18 protein-coding genes are annotated in these 17,048 nt (G+C 69.7%); 4 read left to right on the forward strand and 14 right to left on the reverse strand.

The genetic code is table 11. The annotated features are described in order from the left end of the window. Positions 1 to 307: 307 nt before the first annotated feature. Positions 308 to 913, forward strand: a complete 606-nt coding sequence (locus tag AOZ06_RS27940) for a hypothetical protein (protein WP_157233286.1) — start codon at positions 308 to 310, stop codon at positions 911 to 913. Here AOZ06_RS27940 and AOZ06_RS27945 read toward each other — a convergent pair. Then, entirely contained in the window at positions 880 to 2,010 is a 1,131-nt protein-coding gene (locus AOZ06_RS27945; RefSeq protein ID WP_157233287.1) for a hypothetical protein, read from the reverse strand. The genes AOZ06_RS27940 and AOZ06_RS27945 overlap by 34 nt on opposite strands. A 395-nt stretch (positions 2,011 to 2,405) precedes the next feature. On the opposite strand from AOZ06_RS27945, the gene AOZ06_RS27950 reads away from it, so the two are divergent. Next, positions 2,406 to 2,876: a MarR family winged helix-turn-helix transcriptional regulator gene (locus AOZ06_RS27950; protein WP_218921788.1), complete on the forward strand. Its 471-nt coding sequence runs from the start codon at positions 2,406 to 2,408 to the stop codon at positions 2,874 to 2,876. Positions 2,877 to 2,970: 94 nt separating this feature from the next. Beyond that, positions 2,971 to 3,711 (forward strand): DUF899 family protein, encoded by a 741-nt coding sequence (locus AOZ06_RS27955; RefSeq protein WP_054292116.1) that lies wholly within the window; start codon positions 2,971 to 2,973, stop codon positions 3,709 to 3,711. Between the two features lie 133 nt (positions 3,712 to 3,844). Here AOZ06_RS27955 and AOZ06_RS27960 read toward each other — a convergent pair whose 3' ends face one another. From AOZ06_RS27960 to kdd, 9 genes are read right to left on the reverse strand one after another with little or no spacing between them, the layout of a single operon-like run. Continuing rightward, the gene (locus AOZ06_RS27960; RefSeq protein ID WP_054292117.1) at positions 3,845 to 4,288 is read right to left on the reverse strand and encodes a DoxX family protein; all 444 of its coding nucleotides are present in this window, start codon (positions 4,286 to 4,288) and stop codon (positions 3,845 to 3,847) included. An 18-nt stretch (positions 4,289 to 4,306) separates the two neighbouring features. Next, complete coding sequence (locus tag AOZ06_RS56840) at positions 4,307 to 4,597, reverse strand: hypothetical protein (protein ID WP_054292118.1); 291 nt, start codon at positions 4,595 to 4,597, stop codon at positions 4,307 to 4,309. A gap of 34 nt (positions 4,598 to 4,631) precedes the next feature. Further along, positions 4,632 to 5,330, reverse strand: a complete 699-nt coding sequence (locus AOZ06_RS27970) for a 2OG-Fe(II) oxygenase (RefSeq protein ID WP_054292119.1) — start codon at positions 5,328 to 5,330, stop codon at positions 4,632 to 4,634. Between the two features lie 55 nt (positions 5,331 to 5,385). Then, complete coding sequence (locus AOZ06_RS27975) at positions 5,386 to 5,829, reverse strand: DUF4279 domain-containing protein (RefSeq protein ID WP_054292120.1); 444 nt, start codon at positions 5,827 to 5,829, stop codon at positions 5,386 to 5,388. A 2-nt stretch (positions 5,830 to 5,831) separates the two neighbouring features. Continuing rightward, the gene (gene kal / locus AOZ06_RS27980) at positions 5,832 to 6,230 is read right to left on the reverse strand and encodes a 3-aminobutyryl-CoA ammonia lyase (protein WP_054292121.1); all 399 of its coding nucleotides are present in this window, start codon (positions 6,228 to 6,230) and stop codon (positions 5,832 to 5,834) included. Further along, on the reverse strand, positions 6,227 to 6,982 hold the full coding sequence (kamE, locus tag AOZ06_RS27985; protein WP_054292122.1) for a lysine 5,6-aminomutase subunit beta: 756 nt from the start codon (positions 6,980 to 6,982) through the stop codon (positions 6,227 to 6,229). The genes kal and kamE overlap by 4 nt, the downstream gene beginning before the upstream one ends. Further along, positions 6,975 to 8,552, reverse strand: a complete 1,578-nt coding sequence (gene kamD, locus AOZ06_RS27990; RefSeq protein ID WP_054292123.1) for a lysine 5,6-aminomutase subunit alpha — start codon at positions 8,550 to 8,552, stop codon at positions 6,975 to 6,977. The genes kamE and kamD overlap by 8 nt, the downstream gene beginning before the upstream one ends. Before the next feature lie 4 nt (positions 8,553 to 8,556). Further along, positions 8,557 to 10,131: an amidohydrolase gene (locus AOZ06_RS27995; protein WP_054292124.1), complete on the reverse strand. Its 1,575-nt coding sequence runs from the start codon at positions 10,129 to 10,131 to the stop codon at positions 8,557 to 8,559. Continuing rightward, positions 10,128 to 11,150: an L-erythro-3,5-diaminohexanoate dehydrogenase gene (kdd, locus tag AOZ06_RS28000; RefSeq protein ID WP_054292125.1), complete on the reverse strand. Its 1,023-nt coding sequence runs from the start codon at positions 11,148 to 11,150 to the stop codon at positions 10,128 to 10,130. Before kdd ends, AOZ06_RS27995 begins: the two co-directional genes overlap by 4 nt. A gap of 79 nt (positions 11,151 to 11,229) precedes the next feature. Here kdd and AOZ06_RS28005 point away from each other — a divergent pair, with 79 nt between their 5' ends. Next, on the forward strand, positions 11,230 to 12,630 hold the full coding sequence (locus tag AOZ06_RS28005; RefSeq protein WP_054292126.1) for a KamA family radical SAM protein: 1,401 nt from the start codon (positions 11,230 to 11,232) through the stop codon (positions 12,628 to 12,630). Positions 12,631 to 12,671: 41 nt separating this feature from the next. Here the strand turns inward: AOZ06_RS28005 and AOZ06_RS28010 are convergent, their stop codons facing one another. From AOZ06_RS28010 to AOZ06_RS28025, 4 genes are all read right to left on the reverse strand, one after another. Then, the gene (locus tag AOZ06_RS28010; RefSeq protein WP_169798990.1) at positions 12,672 to 13,826 is read right to left on the reverse strand and encodes a S8 family peptidase; all 1,155 of its coding nucleotides are present in this window, start codon (positions 13,824 to 13,826) and stop codon (positions 12,672 to 12,674) included. Positions 13,827 to 13,947: 121 nt separating this feature from the next. Further along, complete coding sequence (locus AOZ06_RS28015) at positions 13,948 to 14,769, reverse strand: alpha/beta fold hydrolase (RefSeq protein ID WP_054292127.1); 822 nt, start codon at positions 14,767 to 14,769, stop codon at positions 13,948 to 13,950. Continuing rightward, positions 14,762 to 16,045: a bifunctional o-acetylhomoserine/o-acetylserine sulfhydrylase gene (locus AOZ06_RS28020; RefSeq protein WP_054292128.1), complete on the reverse strand. Its 1,284-nt coding sequence runs from the start codon at positions 16,043 to 16,045 to the stop codon at positions 14,762 to 14,764. The genes AOZ06_RS28015 and AOZ06_RS28020 overlap by 8 nt, the downstream gene beginning before the upstream one ends. Continuing rightward, positions 16,042 to 17,043, reverse strand: coding sequence for an isopenicillin N synthase family dioxygenase (locus AOZ06_RS28025; protein WP_054292129.1), 1,002 nt, complete (start codon positions 17,041 to 17,043; stop codon positions 16,042 to 16,044). The genes AOZ06_RS28020 and AOZ06_RS28025 overlap by 4 nt, the downstream gene beginning before the upstream one ends. Positions 17,044 to 17,048: the final 5 nt, after the last annotated feature.

Raw genomic sequence — 17,048 nt, forward strand, 5'->3', positions numbered from 1 at the left:
CGCGGTGGGCGCCGCGGGGGCGCCGTCGAGGGTCAGACGAACGCGCTGCCGACGCACGACAGTGCGTTCGTCCGTGCGAGATCTCCGTTGATCTGCCGAGCGCGGAGCTGCGACCCCCCTTGTTCGTGCACGCTCTGCGCCTGCACCAGCAGTATCCGGACTCACCCTTGCCGCGTGACGGCGAGCTCGGCGAACAGCGACGCACCCCAGCATGTGGTTGCACACGTAGTCGCACGGGTGTTCGATACTACCTAGTCCGGCCACCCCGGCTCGGGGCGGCCGAGGCTCGCTAGGGAAGGATCGCGCCGTGCACACCGCCCCTCGTACCCGCTTCTCCCCCGGCGGCACGGAGTCCACGAGCGTGCGGATCTTCAACACCGACGCGACCATCGTCCACACGACCCACGAGGGCGAACACGTGCGGCGGCAGGCCATCGGGCTCGGGCACGTGAACTCGTTGGCGCTGCTCGACGTGCTGATGGACCTGCCTGTCGGCACGCCCGTGCCCATCTCCTCGGTGGATACGCCGAATCTGCGTGTGCTGCGTAAGGCGCCTGGTGGCGTTGTGCGGGTTGCGGGATCGGCGGTGACCCGGCTCCTCATGCCTGTGGTCACTCCGGTGCTGGCCGTTGTGTACGCGTCGGGCTGGCGTGACGGGTTGGCCGACGCCTCGGAGTTCGCGTCCTATCTCCCCCGGATGTTCGTGGTCGACGAACTGCCGGGCAACAGCGATGAGGCGCTCGCCGAGGCGTCCTGGTACGGCATCGGTGTGGCGGTGGGGCCTCCGTCAGCTCCGGCGATCGTACTGGAGCCCGAGCCGTTGCCTGACTGGCAGCCGACGGCCGCGTGGTGGCGGTTCTGCGAGCGGGTGTACGGCTTTCACGTCCACGGCGAGAGCGTCGCCCACGTCTGAATCGACTTCCGGGGCACGAGTGGCCGGACCCGTCTCAAGTGATGGGTGAGCTCGCTGTGGTAGCCGATCGCGTTGCCGCACATCCTGCGCCAGTACTCCGCGCGTGCCCGCATCGTCGGCTGCCCCAGCAGGTCGCCTGCGTACGCGCTCCACGTCGCGACCGCGTGGCACATGGCTTCCTCCGCGTGGTGTGCGCGGATCAGACGGGTCAGGCGCTGCTCGTCGCACACCACGCAGGGGCACCGTGGCGCGAGGTTCTGCCGTGCGCCGAACAGGTCTGCCAGGTCACTGCCCCTCCACCACGCCATGAATCCCGGGACCAGCACGTCCGGCGCCGAATCCCCGGTATGCCGCACCGCGCCGCCGCTGCGCGGAGCCCCGGCGAACGCGCCGTGGGCGACCAGGTCGAACGCGGTGAAATCGGTGCGCAGCGGCATGAGGTCGATCGCGGCCGCGAGCACCCGGAGGTTGCGGATATACGGGACCACGCGATCCGCTGTCTGCGCGAGCGACCCGAACCGTCTGCCCAGCACCAGCGCGACCGGGTGGCCGGCGTCGGCGAGGATCGCCGTGACCTCGTCGAAATGCGCCCTGCCCAGCAGTGAGATGTCCAGCGGCACCAGGAAGAGCACGTCCTGGCGGTCCAGCCGGGCGACCTGACGGGCCGCCGCCGTCAACGACCCGATGTCCCCCGCCGCGATGAACTTGGTCGGCGTGATCGCCGCGGTCGCACCGGCTGCCAGCTGGTCGTCGAGCATCTCCGGCAGGCCGATCGACAACAGCCCGCCGGTCGGCAGCAGAAAAGGAGCGTCGGGCGTCGCCACGTGCCTCTCGTAGGCCGCGGGATCGACCAGCACCGGGCAGTCAGGGTGAAATCGGCCCTGCGCCCCGGTGAGGACGAAACCACCATGCTCCGCGCTGACGTACGGCTGGAGCGCCACCGCCTGCGCCGGGGTCGCGTGGACGAGCACGCGGTTGAGCAACGCCCCGACCACACCTGCGGGGCGCCGTGGTGAAACGTGATCGGCTAGGTCCGCCGGCAACGCACGTGCTGCCACCAGCGGTTTCCAATGACCAGTCGCATGCGGACTGTTCATACAAAGCAGAGTATGGACAAGCATTGCCACAATCCAGGGCCAGGCGGGCGACACTGCCGTCGTGGCTTGCAGCGTATTTACGTCACTTTAGAATTCAGTATGTCCGTAGTACTGAAAGCAGTCCACATTGGCGCCGCGGATGATTTGAATCCGGTACGGCCGCAGGTGCCACGCGGCGAAGCCCGGATCTCCCAGACCGGGTGCGTGATCCGGGTTCGCGGGCGGCCGAGCCGGTCGGTCGTCGAGACCGTGCTCCAGACGATCCGGTGGACGACCTCGGCGAGATCATCGGCCACAGAGTCGAGGGTGGCTGATTTTCCGGCAACCACCACGGCACCTCCGTGGATGTTCAACCCAAGTTGCTCAACCATGGTTTCATATCAGAGGCTGAGCGAGTGACCGCTCCCGAGCCGATCGCCGAGGACATGGTGCTGCTCTTCGCCGCCCTGTCCGCGACCACCCAGGCGCAGGTGACGGCCACGATCGCCCAAGCGGGCTTCGGGGACTTGCGCCCTTCGGACGGATTCCTCGTCCAGCATCTGCAGCATGGCCCTGTGTCAATCGGCGAGCTGGCGGACAAACTGGGCATCACCGCGCAGGGCGTGTCCAAGACCGTCATCGAGATGGAGCGCAAGGGTTACGTCACCCGTACCGCGTCCTCGGGCGACCAACGCAGGAGGCTGGTCGAGCTCACTTCCCGGGGCTGGGAGGCGATCTACGCCAGCCGCCGCGCCCGCGCGGAAGTCAACCGGCAGCTGCGGGCGAGCCTCGGCCCCGGCGCACCCGCGTTCCTCGACCAGATCCACCACCTCGCCGAGGCCACCGGCGCCGTCACCCTGCTCACTGAACGTCGTCTGCGCCCGTGATGACCCCTCGGCGATGAATTCGGGCCGGGTGCCCTGTCTGTTCTGGTGTAGACGTCGTAAGACGTTGTCCGGCACGACACCACGGAGGACACCCATGACGAGCGCGCTGCCCGGCCGCCCGCCCATTGTCGACCTGGCCACCTGGCAGGCGGCCCGCGACGAGCTCCTGGTCCGCGAGAAGGCCCACACCCGCGAGGGTGACGCCATCGCCGCGGCCCGCCGCCGGCTGCCGATGCTGGAGTTCGACGGGACCGCCGAAGTCGTCGGGCCCGACGGCCCCGTCCCGTTCCTCGACCTGTTCCAGGGCCGCGACGAGCTGATGATCTACAAGCACATGTGGCACGACGGCGCGCCGCACAACGGGCAGTGCGAGGGCTGCACCACCGTGGCCTGGCAGCTGAAAGACGCCGTCTACCTCAACGCCCGCGGTGTCTCGTTCGCCATCGTGACCACCGGCGAGTGGGCCGAGGTCGCTGCCTTCGTCGAGTTCATGGGCTACACCCAGCCCTGGTACTCGGTGCGTGGCGTGGCGGAGCCGGTCGGCGGCGACATGGGTTACACCGCCTGTTTCCTGCGGGACGGCGACCGCACGTTCCTCACGTACTCCACCACCGGCCGTGGCAACGAACCCATCAGTTCGAGCTTCGGCCTGCTGGACATGACGCCCAACGGCCGCGGCGAGGCATGGGAGGACAACCTCGAAGGGCACCCGGCCACCGGCAACCACGCCTGCTGGTACTGGCGCTCGGACGCCGACGGCAACGCCACGTGGGGCCCGGCCAGCCGTCCCGTGCCGCAGTGGCTCCGCCCTGGGGCGACACCTGTACAACCATGACCGCTGAAAAGTAGAGCTCGACATCGCACGGGCGCCGCGAGCGTGTCGAGCCTGCCGCAAAGGCTCGACCGCCGCGGCCTTGTCGAGCGCCGCACGGACGGCGGCGAAGTGCTCGACGGAGCCGCGTGAACCGCTAGCGCGCCGATCCCCGCTGCGGCACGACTCCCCTGCCTTCGGCGCCGGCACAGGCCAGCCAGGCGAGGATGCCCAGCAGCAGCCATTCCGGCGAGTAGAAGAAGTTGCTCAGGAAGTTCCACAGGTCCGGGTACTTGTCCCACAGCGGCGGTGCGATCGTGCTGATCAACGCGCCCGCCATGGTCACCGCGAGGACCAGCGCGGCGATCCGGGCGAACAGGCCCAGCATCAGCGCCAGGCCCGCGACCAGTTCGACGACCGCCAGCACAGCCGCGGTCAGGTGCGGCAACGGGATTCCCGATTCGGTCAGCGTGGCGGCGAACCTGCCGGTGTCGCCGAGTTTGCCGATCGCCCCGCTGAAGAACATGAAGCCGACGGTCAGCCGCAGCACCAGGTTCGGCACCCAGGTCCACGTGGTCAGCTGGTCGGTCTTGATCCGCACAGGCGGACCGTAAGGCGCCTACCGTGGTCCGGCAACACGAGGCCGTCTCCCGGCACGTCGCGCACGCCACCGCGCGATGATCGAGAACTTCACCCCGGCCTGGGCGGCATCCGGCAGCTCCGCGTCGTGATCGAGCACCTGCGCACCCGCGCCGGCGCCACCGGCGTGCCGCGCCCCGGCGTGACCACCGACGACCTGCTGCTCCTCCTGGTTTCGCTCGGCCACGCCGTCCAGATCACCGACGAGTGCCGTCCGCAGATGTGGAACAGGCTGCTGCACATCTGCCTCGACGGCCTGCGCGCCGGCCACCGCGGGCCGCTTCCCGCCGACGACGCGGGGAGCGTCAGGCGGCGTCGTGGAAGACCAGGCCGAGGGTGTGCCGGATGCCGGAGCGCACCACGCTCACGCCGTGCCGGACCGGTGAGGCCGACCAGCCACGGGCCGAGCGGACCGGACGGTCCCTGGTGGTGAACACCAAACCGTGGCCCTGCGGGAGAAGTGTCGCCATGCCACGGGATTGGGCGCGTGGCCGCTGCTCGACGAGCATGAACTCGCCGCCGGTGTGATCCTCGTTCGGCACGTTCAAGCCGATCACCACCTGCAGCGGGAAAACCAGGTCGCCGTACAGGTCGCGGTGCAGCGCGTTCCAGTCGCCTTTCCCGTAGCGCAACAGGATCGGCGTCGGTTTGGTCTGCCCTGCCCGGTGGCACATGTCCAGCCACTCGGCCAGCTCGTCCGGCCACGGCGCGGGCTGGCCGAGTTTCGCGGCCCAGTCGCGGGCGATCGGCAGCAGGTGCGGGTAGAACGCCTCCCGCAGCCGCGCGACCAGTTTCGGGGCCGGGGACGTGAAGTACCGGTACTGCCCGGCACCGAACCGGTAGCGCTCCATGTCTATTGTGGACCGGAACTTCGCGGCGTCGTCGTACAGCGCCGCGACCGACTCGCACTGCGCGGCGGTCAGGATCCGGGGTGTCAGCGCGCACCCGTAGGTGTTCACCTCGTCGGTGAGCGCTGACCAGTCGGCTGAGGACACAGATCGCATGTCCTCAGCCTGACCCGATACCCGCCGGATCGCTGGCGGGTATCGGACACCGCTGTCACTCGTCGCCGAGGTCGTATTCGTCGACGTCCAGCGAAGCACCGGTCGCGGCGAGGAAACCGAGGACCTCCGCCGACAGGTTCCAGCCCAACGGCCGCGGATCGCCCGGTGCGGACGCGTCCCGTGGCTTCTCGACCCCGTCCTCGTGGTGGAAGTAACGCACCACCTGCATCACCGGGACGACCTCCGGGTCGGTGGCCACCGCGATGAGGTTGTCGCGCACCGGCGCCAGCCGGTCGACGATGTGCTGGATCTGCTCGTCCACGCTCTCGTGGCCGCGGCGCACGAGCTTCCACGAGTGGTATCGCGGGATCCGGTGCTCGGGGCGCCTGCTGCCCAGCACCAGGACCTCGTCCGGCTCCAGTCGCAGCCGGTCCGCGATGACCCGCGCCGAAAGCACCTCGCTTCTCAGCGCGAAATAGCTGTACTGCAGAGTCAGCATGCTCAGACCACGGTCTGCGGCACCACGACCGTGCCGTGGGCGCGGGTCACCGGGATCGGCGGGTCGAGCACGTCCGCCGCCGACGGCCCGCGGTCGGCGTTGGCCCGGCACACCACCCGCGCCTCGAACGCGATCTCCCGTGACCGGTTGCCGATCCGCACGATCGTGCCGGTCGCCTCGACCACGTCCCCGGCCTGGATCGGAGCGAGGAACTCGACGGCCGAGTAGCCCGCGAACAGGCCTTCGTCACCGTCGGTCCAGATCATCATCTCCGTGGCCACGTCGCCGAACATGCCCAGGCCGTACGCGCCGTCGACGAGATTGCCGCCGTAGTGCGCGTGCGAATACGGCACATACCGCCGCTGGGTGACCGTGAAACCCTCGACCAGCGCTCCGCTCAAACTCCCGCTCCTGTCTTCTGCCGCAACGCGTGCACCAAAAAGCTCGCCACTTCACCGGGAGTCGTTCCACGACCGAAGACGCGATCCACGCCCAGTTCCCCCGCCATCAACGGATCGAAACGCGGTCCGCCCGCGATCAGCAACGGCCGCCTGTCCCCCATCGCCTCGCGGAACGCCGCCGACATCTCCTGCGTGTTGAGGATATGCGCATCCCGTTGCGTGACCACCTGGGACACCAGTACCGCGTCGGCCTTCTCCGTGCGCGACCGTTTGACCAGGTCCGGCACGGAGACCTGGGCGCCGAGGTTCACCACGCGCAGCTCGCGGTAGTACTCCAGGCCCTTCTCCCCCGCGAAGCCCTTGATGTTCAGGATCGCGTCGATCCCGACCGTGTGGGCGTCCGTGCCGATGCAGCCGCCGACCACGACCATCTTGCGGCGCAGGTTCCGCTTGACCGTCGAGTTCACCTCCGTCGGGGACAGCATCGGGTATTCCCGTTCCACCACGCGGACCTCCTCGAGGTCCACGATGTGCTTGACCGAGCCGTAGACCACGAAGAACGTGAAGTCCGGGCCGATCGGCTTGGAGTGCACGACCATGGCCGGGTCCATGCCCATCTTGCCGGCAAGCTGCAACGCGGCTCCGTCGGCGCGCGGGCCGTGCGGCACGGGCAGGGTGAACGACGTCTGGATCATGCCGTCGCCGGTGGTGTCGCCGTAGGGCCGGACGTGGCGCTTCTGCTTGTCACTCATGGGGACCCTCCTCCAGCAGGTCGGCGGCCGGGTTGCGGTAGCCGGTGGTCTTCTCGATCACGCCGTCGGCGCCCTTGCCGCCGGCCGGCGGGCGTTTCATCAGCCCGAACGTGCCGTCGGCGATGGCGTTGAGCAGCCCGTCGCCGACGATCCGCTCGAGCAGGTCGACGGCTTCGCCGAGGACCTGGTGGGCGCGTTTGACGATGAAGCCGTCCGGTGCGGGCCGGAAGTCCTCACGCAGGCTGCCCGCGGCGTTGAGCACGTACCGCACGTTGGCCAGCGCCAGGTCGCGGTCGGACAGGAACGGGGTGACCACGGCCTCGGTCATCATCCCGACGAGCAGGATCGACTGTCCGGTGAGGACACCGGCGAGGTTGAAGAACCCGTCGAGCAGGTGCCCGTTGAACACGTCGCCGGTCATGTGCTTGGTCGGCGGCATCCACTTCAGCGGCGCGTCCGGGAACAGCTCCCGCGCCAGCAACGCGTGCGCGAGCTCCATCCGGAACGAGTCGGGGATGTCCGGGTTGATCTCGAAGGCGTGGCCGAGGCCCAGCAACGGGTCCGGCAGCCCGGCCTCGTGGGCGAAGTGCTCGTTGAGCAGCTGGGACACGGTGACCGTGTGCGCCGCGTCGACCGCGTCGGCCGTGGTGAGGTAGTTGTCCTCGCCGGTGTTGATGATGATCCCGGCGCGGGCGTGCACCTGGCGGGAGAAGCGCTGGTCGACGAACGTGCGGATCGGGTTGATGTCGCGGAACAGGATGCCGTACATCGAGTCGTTGAGCATCATGTCCAGCCGCTGCAGCCCGCCGAGCACGGCGATCTCCGGCATGCACAGCCCGGAGGCGTAGTTGGTCAGCCGGATGTATCGACCGACCTCTTTGGACACGTCGTCCAGCGCGGCGCGCATGATCCGGAAGTTCTCCTGGGTCGCGTACGTGCCCGCGAACCCGTGGTGTGTCGCGCCTTCCGGCACGTAGTCCAAAAGGGACTGTCCGGTCGAGCGGATCACGGCGATGATGTCGGCGCCCGCGCGTGCGGCGTTGCCGGCCTGGATCACGTCCTCGTCGATGTCGCCGGTGGCGACGATCAGGTAGATCCACGGCCGTTGCGCGGGATCGCCGAAGCGGCCGATCAGCTTGTCGCGCTGGGCCCGGTTGCGGTCGACGGTCCTGAGGCCTTTGCCGACCGCGGTACGGGCCAGCTTGTAGGCGCGTTCGGCGTCACGGCCGGTGGGGACGGCGTACCGCACCTGCCCGGCCGCGGTCGCCTCGGCCAGGTCGGTCAGCGACGCGAACCCGTGTTCCCGCAACGCGTGGAACGCGGGCAGCACCGAGCCGTGTTCCAGGCCGCAGTGGTCGCGGATGGTGTCGACGACCCGGTTCACCCACGGCACGTCCCCGGCGCGGTGCGCGGTGTCCGCGCCGGTGATGCCCGCGAGGCGCAGTGTCGCGCGTTCGACCGCGACCGTCGTGTGCGCTTTGGCCAGCGCGATCACCGGTTCGCCCGCGCGTGCCGCGAGCTGCCGAGCCTTGGCCACGACACTGGGGTCGAGGTTCAGCAGTTCAGCCATCCGGCTACCTCTTTTCGAAGATCGTGTTTCCCCTGAGTACCGTCCGCACGCATGTCGGCAGCTCGACGCCCGGATCGAGCGCGGGCAGCCCGGGTACGCCCGAGCGTGGATCGGTGGACCAGCGCTTGACCCGGCTGTCGCTGCCCGCGACCACGAGATCGCCGGTCTCCCACACGGCGTACGTGGCCGGGGCGCCGGGCACGAGCATGCCGGTCACGCCGTCGTCCACGCCCGCCGCGCGCCAGCCGCCGCGCGTGTGCGCGGTGAACGCGGCGCGAGCGGACACGCCGGAGCCGGGTGTCTTGTGGTGAACAGCCGCCTGCACCGAGCGCCACGGGTCCACCGGCGTCACCGGCGCGTCCGACCCGAAAGCCAGGACCACGCCGCTGCGCGCCAGCATCGAGAACGGGTTCAGCGAGGTGCCCCGCTCCCCCAGCCGCCGCACGTACATCCCGTCCTGGCCGCCCCAGGCGGCGTCGAACATCGGCTGCATCGAGGCGATCACGCCCCACGACGCGAGCCGCTCGGCCTGCTCGGCGGTGACCATCTCGACGTGTTCGAGGCGGTGCCGGGCCGCCGCGAGCGCGTCGCGGCCGACGGTCTGCGCCGCTTTGGCGAACCCGTCGGTCACCGCCGACACGGCCGCGTCGCCGATCACGTGGAATCCCGCCTGCACCTCGGCGATCGTGCACTCGACCAGGTGCTCGGCGATGTCGCCCGCGTCCAGGTAGCGATGCCCGGTCGTGGCGGCGTCCGCATACGGTTCGTGCAGCGCGGCGGTGCGTGAGCCGATGGCGCCGTCGACGAACAGGTCACCGGCCAGACCACGCAGGCCCAGTTCACGGGCGAGGCCGAACGCGCCGATCTCGCCCCAGTAGCCCACGACATCGGGCATGTCGTCGGCGCGGCCCATGGCCAGCACGTCGGCGAGGTCCTGTTCGCCGGAGATCTCCGGGCCCGCGCATTCGTGCACGCTGGCCACGCCGCGGGCGGCGGCGTGCCGCAGGAACGCCCGCGTCGCCGCGTGGCGCTGCTGGTCGGACAACGCACGCAGGGCCACGCGCCGGACGCGGTGATGGGCGTCGCGGGACAACGGCCCGACCGGATCCCACCCTTGCGCGCCGGCCACATCCGGCGCGTGGCCCACGGCCGCCGACGACACCAGTGCGGAGTGCACGTCGATCCGCGACAAGTAGACGAGCCTCCCGCCCGCTGCCGCGTCGATTTCCGCTCGTGTCGGCGGCCTGCCTTCCGGCCAGGCTGTCTCGTCCCAGCCGTGGCCCCAAACCGTGTCCCCCTCCGCTGTGCGCAGCGCGTCGAGCAGGTCCGCCGACGACGTGCAGCCGGTCAGGTCCAGGCCCGTGAGCAGCAGGCCCGCGGCGGTGGCGTGCACGTGCGGGTCGACGAACGCGGGCGCCACGAAGGCGCCGTCGAGCCGGACCACCTCGGCGTCCGGGTACAGGGCTTTCGCCGGGCCGTCCTGGCCGACCCACACCACCGTGCCGTCCTGCACCGCCATCGCGGTGGCGTCCGGCACGCCCGTGGCGTGGATCCGCCCGCCCAGCAACAACATCGTCATGCCCCGGAAGTCTGCCGTTCGCGTGCTTCGAACAGCTCGCGGACCCCGGGTTCGGCGCGCAGCAGGTCGAGGGCGAACGCGGCGTGACCAGGCACGTACCCGTTGCCGATGATCATTTCCACGTCCGCGGCGAGTCCTTCGGCGCCGAGCGCGGCCGCGGCGAACGACGTGGCCATCGAGAAGAACACGATGGTCCCGCCGTCGGCGGTGGCCAGCACCGCGCCGTGCTCGCAACCGGGCACGTCGACGCAGACGATCGTGACGTCCACCTGGTCGCCGACCCCCTCGGCGACGGCGACCGGGTCGCGGGCGTCCGCGATCACGACCTCGTCCGCGAGCCCGGCCGTCGCCACGGCCGCGGCTTCCCGCTCGGTGGGCACCAGCGCGACGAGCCTGCTCGCGCCCGCCCGGCGAGCCGCCGCCAGCGACAGCGACCCGGACTTGCCTCCCCCGCCGATGACCAGGACCGATGGGCTGCCGTGCCGCCGGACCACGCGGTCGGTCAACGCGGGCGCGCCGCACACGTCCATGACTGAGAGGGCCAGGCGGTCGGGCATGTCGCCGGGCAGCACCGCCGCGATGGACCGTCCGAACAAGATGGCGGTGCCTTCGCACGGGACCTGCTCGCTCGTGCCGTCCCAGGTGGCGAGGCCGTCGGTGATGCGCAGCGGCGTGAGCGTCAGCGACACCAGGGTGGCGATCCGGTCGCCGCGCTTGAGCCCCAGCGGCGATTCGGGGCCTGCCTCGCGGACGGCGCCGAGCAGCATCCCGCCCGAGCCGGTGACCGGGTTGTGCATCTTGCCGCGGCTCTCGACGATCTCCAGCACAGCGGCTCGGACCGCGTCGCCGCCGCCGTGTTGCTCACGCAGCTGCCGGAAGGACGCGGCGTCCAGGTTCAGGCACTCGACGTCGACGACTACCTCGTCCGGACGCGGTGCCGCGTCCACGTCCAACCGGTGCGCCTGCTGCGGAAGCACGCCGACGGGTTCGGCCACCCGATGCAGTCCATACGCCGACATGCACACCCTCCGAAGATTTTACGTTGCACTGTCGCTCTGACAGTATATCTTTACGCGACGTTGACAGCGAGGAGGAGATATGACGGCAACAGTCGGTGGGGATCCCACCGTCGCCGCAGCGATCCAGGCCGGCGACGAGCAGCCGTACTCCTACACGCGGCATGAACTCGTCGAACCGGACTGGCGGCGTTTCCCCGGCTGGCGGGACGTCACCGAGGCGCAGTGGCGCGATGCCCAGTGGCAGCGGGTGCACTGCCTGCGCAACATCAAGCAGCTGCGTGCGCTGCTGGGAGACCTGCTCGACGAACGGTTCTACGAGGACCTGGCGGCCGACCAGGAACACCTGGCGACCATGTCGATGCTGCTGCCGCCGCAGATGCTCAACACCATGGCGCCGGACGCGGGCGCCGACCCGGTGAAGTTCACCGAGGCGTTCTACGCGGACCCGATCCGCCGCTACATGCTGCCGGTGCGCAGCGACCGCGACCCGTTGTGGCCCAACCACCCGTACTCGTCACGGGATTCGCTGCACGAGGCGGAGATGTGGGTCGTGGAGGGCCTGACGCACCGCTATCCCACGAAGGTGCTGGCCGAGCTGTTGTCGACCTGCCCGCAGTACTGCGGGCACTGCACCCGGATGGACCTGGTCGGCAACTCGACATCCCAGGTGGACAAGCACAAGCTGACGCTCAAGCCGGTGGACCGGCAGGACGAGATGATCTCGTACCTGAAGAAGACCCCGGGTGTGCGCGACGTCGTGGTCTCCGGCGGTGACGTGGCCAACGTGCCGTGGCACCAGCTGGAGTCGTTCCTGATGCGGCTGATGGACATCGACACCGTGCGCGACATCCGGCTGGCCACCAAGGCACTGGCCGGGCTGCCGCAGCACTGGCTGCAGCCGAAGGTCGTCGAAGGCCTGGAGCGGGTGGCGCGTACCGCGCACCGCCGTGGCGTGAACCTGGCCATCCACACGCACGTCAACCACGTGCAGTCGGTGACTCCGCTGGTGGCCGAGGCGGCGCGGACGGCGCTCGACGTCGGTGTGCGCGATGTGCGCAACCAGGGCGTGCTGATGCGGGGCGTCAACGCGACATCGGCGGACCTGCTCGACCTTTGCTTTGCCCTGCAAGGGGAAGCCAACATCCTGCCGTACTACTTCTACATGTGCGACATGATCCCCAACGCCGAGCACTGGCGCGTGTCGGTCTGGGAGGCGCAGGAACTACAGCACGCGATCATGGGCTACCTGCCCGGCTACGCCACACCGCGGATCGTGTGCGACGTGCCGTACGTCGGCAAGCGCTGGGTGCACCAATTGCAGGAATACGACCGGGACCGCGGAATCTCGTACTGGACGAAGAACTACCGCACCGGAATCGAACACGCCGACCCGGACGCGCTCACCCGTCAGTACCCGTATTACGACCCGATCCGCACATTGCCGGACGCGGGCCAGGAATGGTGGTCCAAGCAGGCCTGAATGGCCACCGCCCAGTTGACAGTGGCCATTCAGGTGGTCCCTTACGGGCCGGTGTGAAGCAGGCGGTTCGGCGACCCGGCTCCCGGGTTCTGCACGACCCCGGGAGTCGCTTTCGCCACCAGGGATTGGGAAACCTGCGCGGGTGTCGCGCCGGTGTTGGTGGACAGGTACAACGCCGCCGCGCCGGCCGCGTGCGGCGCGGCGAACGACGTGCCGTTGCCGGTGTAGGTGGCGGTGTCGTTGGTGTTCCAGGCCGAGGTGATGCCGGAACCCGGAGCGAACAGGTCGAGCGCGGCGCCGTAGTTGGAGTAGGTGGCGCGGGTGTCGGTCTTGTCGGTGGCGCCGACGGTGATCGCCTCACGGACACGTGCCGGGGAGAACGAGTCCGCGTTGGTGTTGGAGTTGCCCGCGGCGACGACCCAGGTCACACCGGCTGCGACCGACTTGCGTACGGCGTCGTCGAGCGTGCTCGACGTGCCACCGCCGAGGCTGGCGTTGGCCACCGCGGGCTTCTTGGCGTTCTGGGTGATCCAGTTGACGCCCGCGATGACACCGGCGGTGGTGCCGCTGCCGTCGTTGCCCAGCACGCGCACCGGGTAGATCGACGCGCCCTTGGCCACGCCGTACTGCGAGCCCGCGATCGTGCCCGCGACGTGCGTGCCGTGGCCGTAGCCGTCGTCGGCGTTCGTGTCGTTGTCGATGAAGTCGTAGCCCTGCTTGACGCGTCCGCCGAAGTCCTTGTGCGTCGCCCGGACACCGGTGTCGATCACGTACACGTTCACGTTGGACGCGGTGTTGGCGTACGTGTACTTCTTGTCCAGGGGCAGTTTGCGCTGGTCGACGCGGTCCAGACCCCACGACGGCGGGTTGTTCTGGGTCGCGGTCACGCGGACCGCGCGGTCCTGCTCGACGTAGGCCACCGCCGGGTCCGCGGCCAGCCGCTTGGCCTGGCGCTCGCTCACCTGCACGGAGAACCCGTTGATCGCCTGGTAGGTGAAGCCGAGCCGGCCGCCGAACCTCCCTGCAAGGCCGGCGGCCGGCGTGGTGGCGCCTGGCTTGAGCACCACGATGTAGCTGTCACGGATCGCGCCGTCCGCGCCAGCTCCGACGACATTCCCCTCGGCCGCGGTGGCCGGGGCGGCTGTGGCCGCGAATGCGGCAATGGCGGCAACGCCTACGCCTAAGGTTTTGCGCACGTTTCTGACTCCCTCGCTGTGGGTTCCTCGGGTGGACCCACTACGAAGTTATGTGCGCTCCTGAGACGATCCCAGGCCGTCCCATTTACAGACGGCCGCGTTTTTCACACAACTTTACGTGTTAATCGCCAGTTACCTCTTTGACGAAGCCGATCAGCGTTTTCCACACTTCCTCGCGGTCGATCTCGTTGAGGATGTTGTGCAGATCGTCCGGGAAGACCACCACGCGGGCGTCGGGCAGCAGCCGGGCCGCTTCCCGGGCACCGGCCGCGGGAGCCATGTCGTCCTTCTCGCCGTGCAGCAGCAACACCGGCACGTCGAGCACCTGCGACTCGATCACCGCGGACAGCCGCGCGGCGCCGATTCCCAGCGCCTGCAACGTCTCCAGCCTGATCCCGCCCTGCCAGGTGAGCGGGTCCTCCCGGATCTGCCGCGCGTAGGCCTCGTTGCGGCTCATCTCGCCGGGGTCCTTGCGCAGGTCCATCGGGTCGATGCCGGACGCCAGCAACTCCACCAGCGCGCTGTCCGCGCCCGGCACGTGCACCAGCGACGACCCGGCCAGCACCAGACCGGACGGCGCGTGGTGGGTGGGCAGCAGGCGTTCCGCGGTCAGCAACGTCGCCACCGCCGAGCCCAGCGAGTGACCGCTGAGCACCACCGGCAGGCCGGGGTGCGCGGTTCTCGCCAGCTCCAGCAGGGTTTGCGCGTCGTCGAGCAGGTGGTCGACGTTGTCGATCAGCACACGGGTACCGTCGCTGCGGCCGTGGCCGAGCTGGTCGTGCGCCCAGACCGCGATCCCGGCCGCGTTGAGGGCCGCGGCGAACGGTTCGTACAGGCCGACGTGCTCGCCCAGGCCGTGGTAGTGCACCAGCAGCGCACCCGGCTCGTCCGGGACCCAGGTCCGGTAGTGGATCGTGCCGGTGCTTCCCGCGAACTCAGGCATGCAGCCCCCGATTCAGGTCGGCGATCAGGTCCTCGACGCCTTCCAATCCTATGGACAGCCGCACGAGCCCGGGTGTCACGCCGCTGGCGAGTTGTTGCTCCGGGGTGAGCTGGGCGTGCGTGGTGGACGCGGGGTGGATGACGAGGCTGCGGACGTCGCCGATGTTGGCCAGGTGGCTGAACAGCTCGACGCTGTCGACGAACTTCCTGCCCGCGGCCACTCCCCCGGCCAGCTCGAACGCCAGGACCGCGCCGGCACCGTGCGGCAGGTACTGTTTCGCGGCTTCGTGCCAGCGGTTGCCCGGCAGGCCCGCGTAGTGCACCTGCTCGACGGCTGCGTGCTCCCGCAGGTGGTGTGCGATCGCCGAGGCGTTGGCCACGTGCCGCTCCATCCGCAGCGACAGCGTCTCGATGCCTTGCAGCAGCAGGAAACTGTTGAACGGCGACACGGCGGGCCCGAGGTCGCGGACCAGTTTGGTGCGCAGCCGCAGCAGGTAACCGAGGTTGCCGAACTGCGTACCGAACACCAGGCCGTCGTAGCTGGGGTCCGGCTGGGTCAGCTGCGGCCAGCGGGCCGGGTCGGCGGTGAAGTCGAACCGTCCACTGTCGACGACCACGCCGCCGACGCCGGTGCCGTGCCCGGACAGGAACTTCGTGGTGGAGTGCACGACGATGTCGGCGCCGTGGTCGATCGGCCGGGTCAGGAACGGCGTCGGCACGGTGTTGTCCACGACGAGCGGCACGCCCGCCGCGTGCGCGACCTCGGCGACGGCCGTGATGTCCAGGACGTTGCCCAGCGGGTTGCCCACGGTTTCGGCGTAGAACGCCTTCGTGGTGGGGCGCAGGGCCGCGCGCCACTGGTCCAGGTCGTCCGGGTCGGTGACGAAGTCGACCTCGATTCCCATGTCCCGCAACGTGTACGCGAACAGGTTGTACGTCCCGCCGTAGAGCGTCGCCGCGGACACGACATGGTCACCGGCGCGGGCGATGTTGAGGATCGCCAGCGCCGACGCGGCCTGTCCGCTGGCGACCGCGACCGCGGCGACCCCGTTCTCCAGGTCCGCCAGCCGTGCCTCCACGACCGCGGTGGTCGGGTTGGACAGCCGGCTGTAGGCGTGGGTTTCCAGGTCCTGCAACGCGAACGCCGCCGCCGCGTGGTCGCCGTCGTCGAAGACGAACGACGTGGTCTGGTAGATGGGCGTCGCGCGGGCACCGGTCGCGCGGTCGGGCTTGGCCCCGGCGTGGATCTGCCGGGTTTCGAACGACCAGTTCGTCATGCGGTGACGTCCGCCCACCAGCGCTCGGCCACCTTCGGGTGCGACCGGAGCCAGCCGACCAGCGCGTTCGCGCCGAACTGCGCGTGCAACGGGTTGTCCTTCTCCTCGCTGACACCGCGGGCCTGCCCGGCCAGCCCGGCGGGCAGCGTGAGCGGCTCGACGACCGCGTCAAGGCGCGGCCCGAGGAAGAACGGGATGGAGAACCGTTCGACGCCCGCGGGTGGGCTGATCACCCGGTGGCGCGTGGCGGTGAGGTAGCCCTGGGTGGCGATCTCCAGCATCTCGCCGATGTTGAACACGAAGCTGCCGGGGATCGGCGTCGCGTCGATCCAGCCGCCGTCCTGGGCCTGGACCTGCAGGCCGCCGATGTCGTCCTGCTGCAGCAGCGCGAGGTAGCCGTAGTCCTTGTGCGCGCCGACGCCCTGTTCGGTGTCGTCCCGGCCGGGATAGCGGACGATCTTGACGTGCGTGGACGCTTCCTCGTCGAACCAGGCGTCGAAGTACCCCTCGTCCTGGCCGAGGGCGACGGCCAGCGCCCGAAGCACCTCGCGGCTGACCCGCAGTGCCTCGTCCTGCCAGGCCAGGACGGTCTCGCGCAGCTCGGGCAGCGCCTCGGGCCACTGGTTGGGCCCGATCAGCCGCTGCCACGCCGGTGCGCCCTCGGTCACGGGCAGCGCGGCGCGTTCCGGGCCGATGTCGATCTGCTCGCGCCAGTCCTGTTTGCCGCCGGTGTACTCGTGGCCGGTGCGCGTGTAGCCGCGGAACTGGGGCGAGTTGATGTTCTCGATGGCCAGCCGGTGCTCCAGCGGCAGTGCGAAGAACTTCTTGGCGACCTCGTGGATACCGGTGGTCAGCGCGCCGGGCACACCGTGCCCGACGACGTAGAAGAACCCGACCTCGTGGGCGGCGTGGCGCAGTTCGGCGAGGAACGCGGCCCGGTCGGCCCCGGGGTCGCGGAACCGGGACAAGTCGATCAACGGAAGCGGCGTACTGGTCACCTCCG

Source organism: Kibdelosporangium phytohabitans (assembly GCF_001302585.1).
Lineage (GTDB): Bacteria > Actinomycetota > Actinomycetes > Mycobacteriales > Pseudonocardiaceae > Kibdelosporangium > Kibdelosporangium phytohabitans.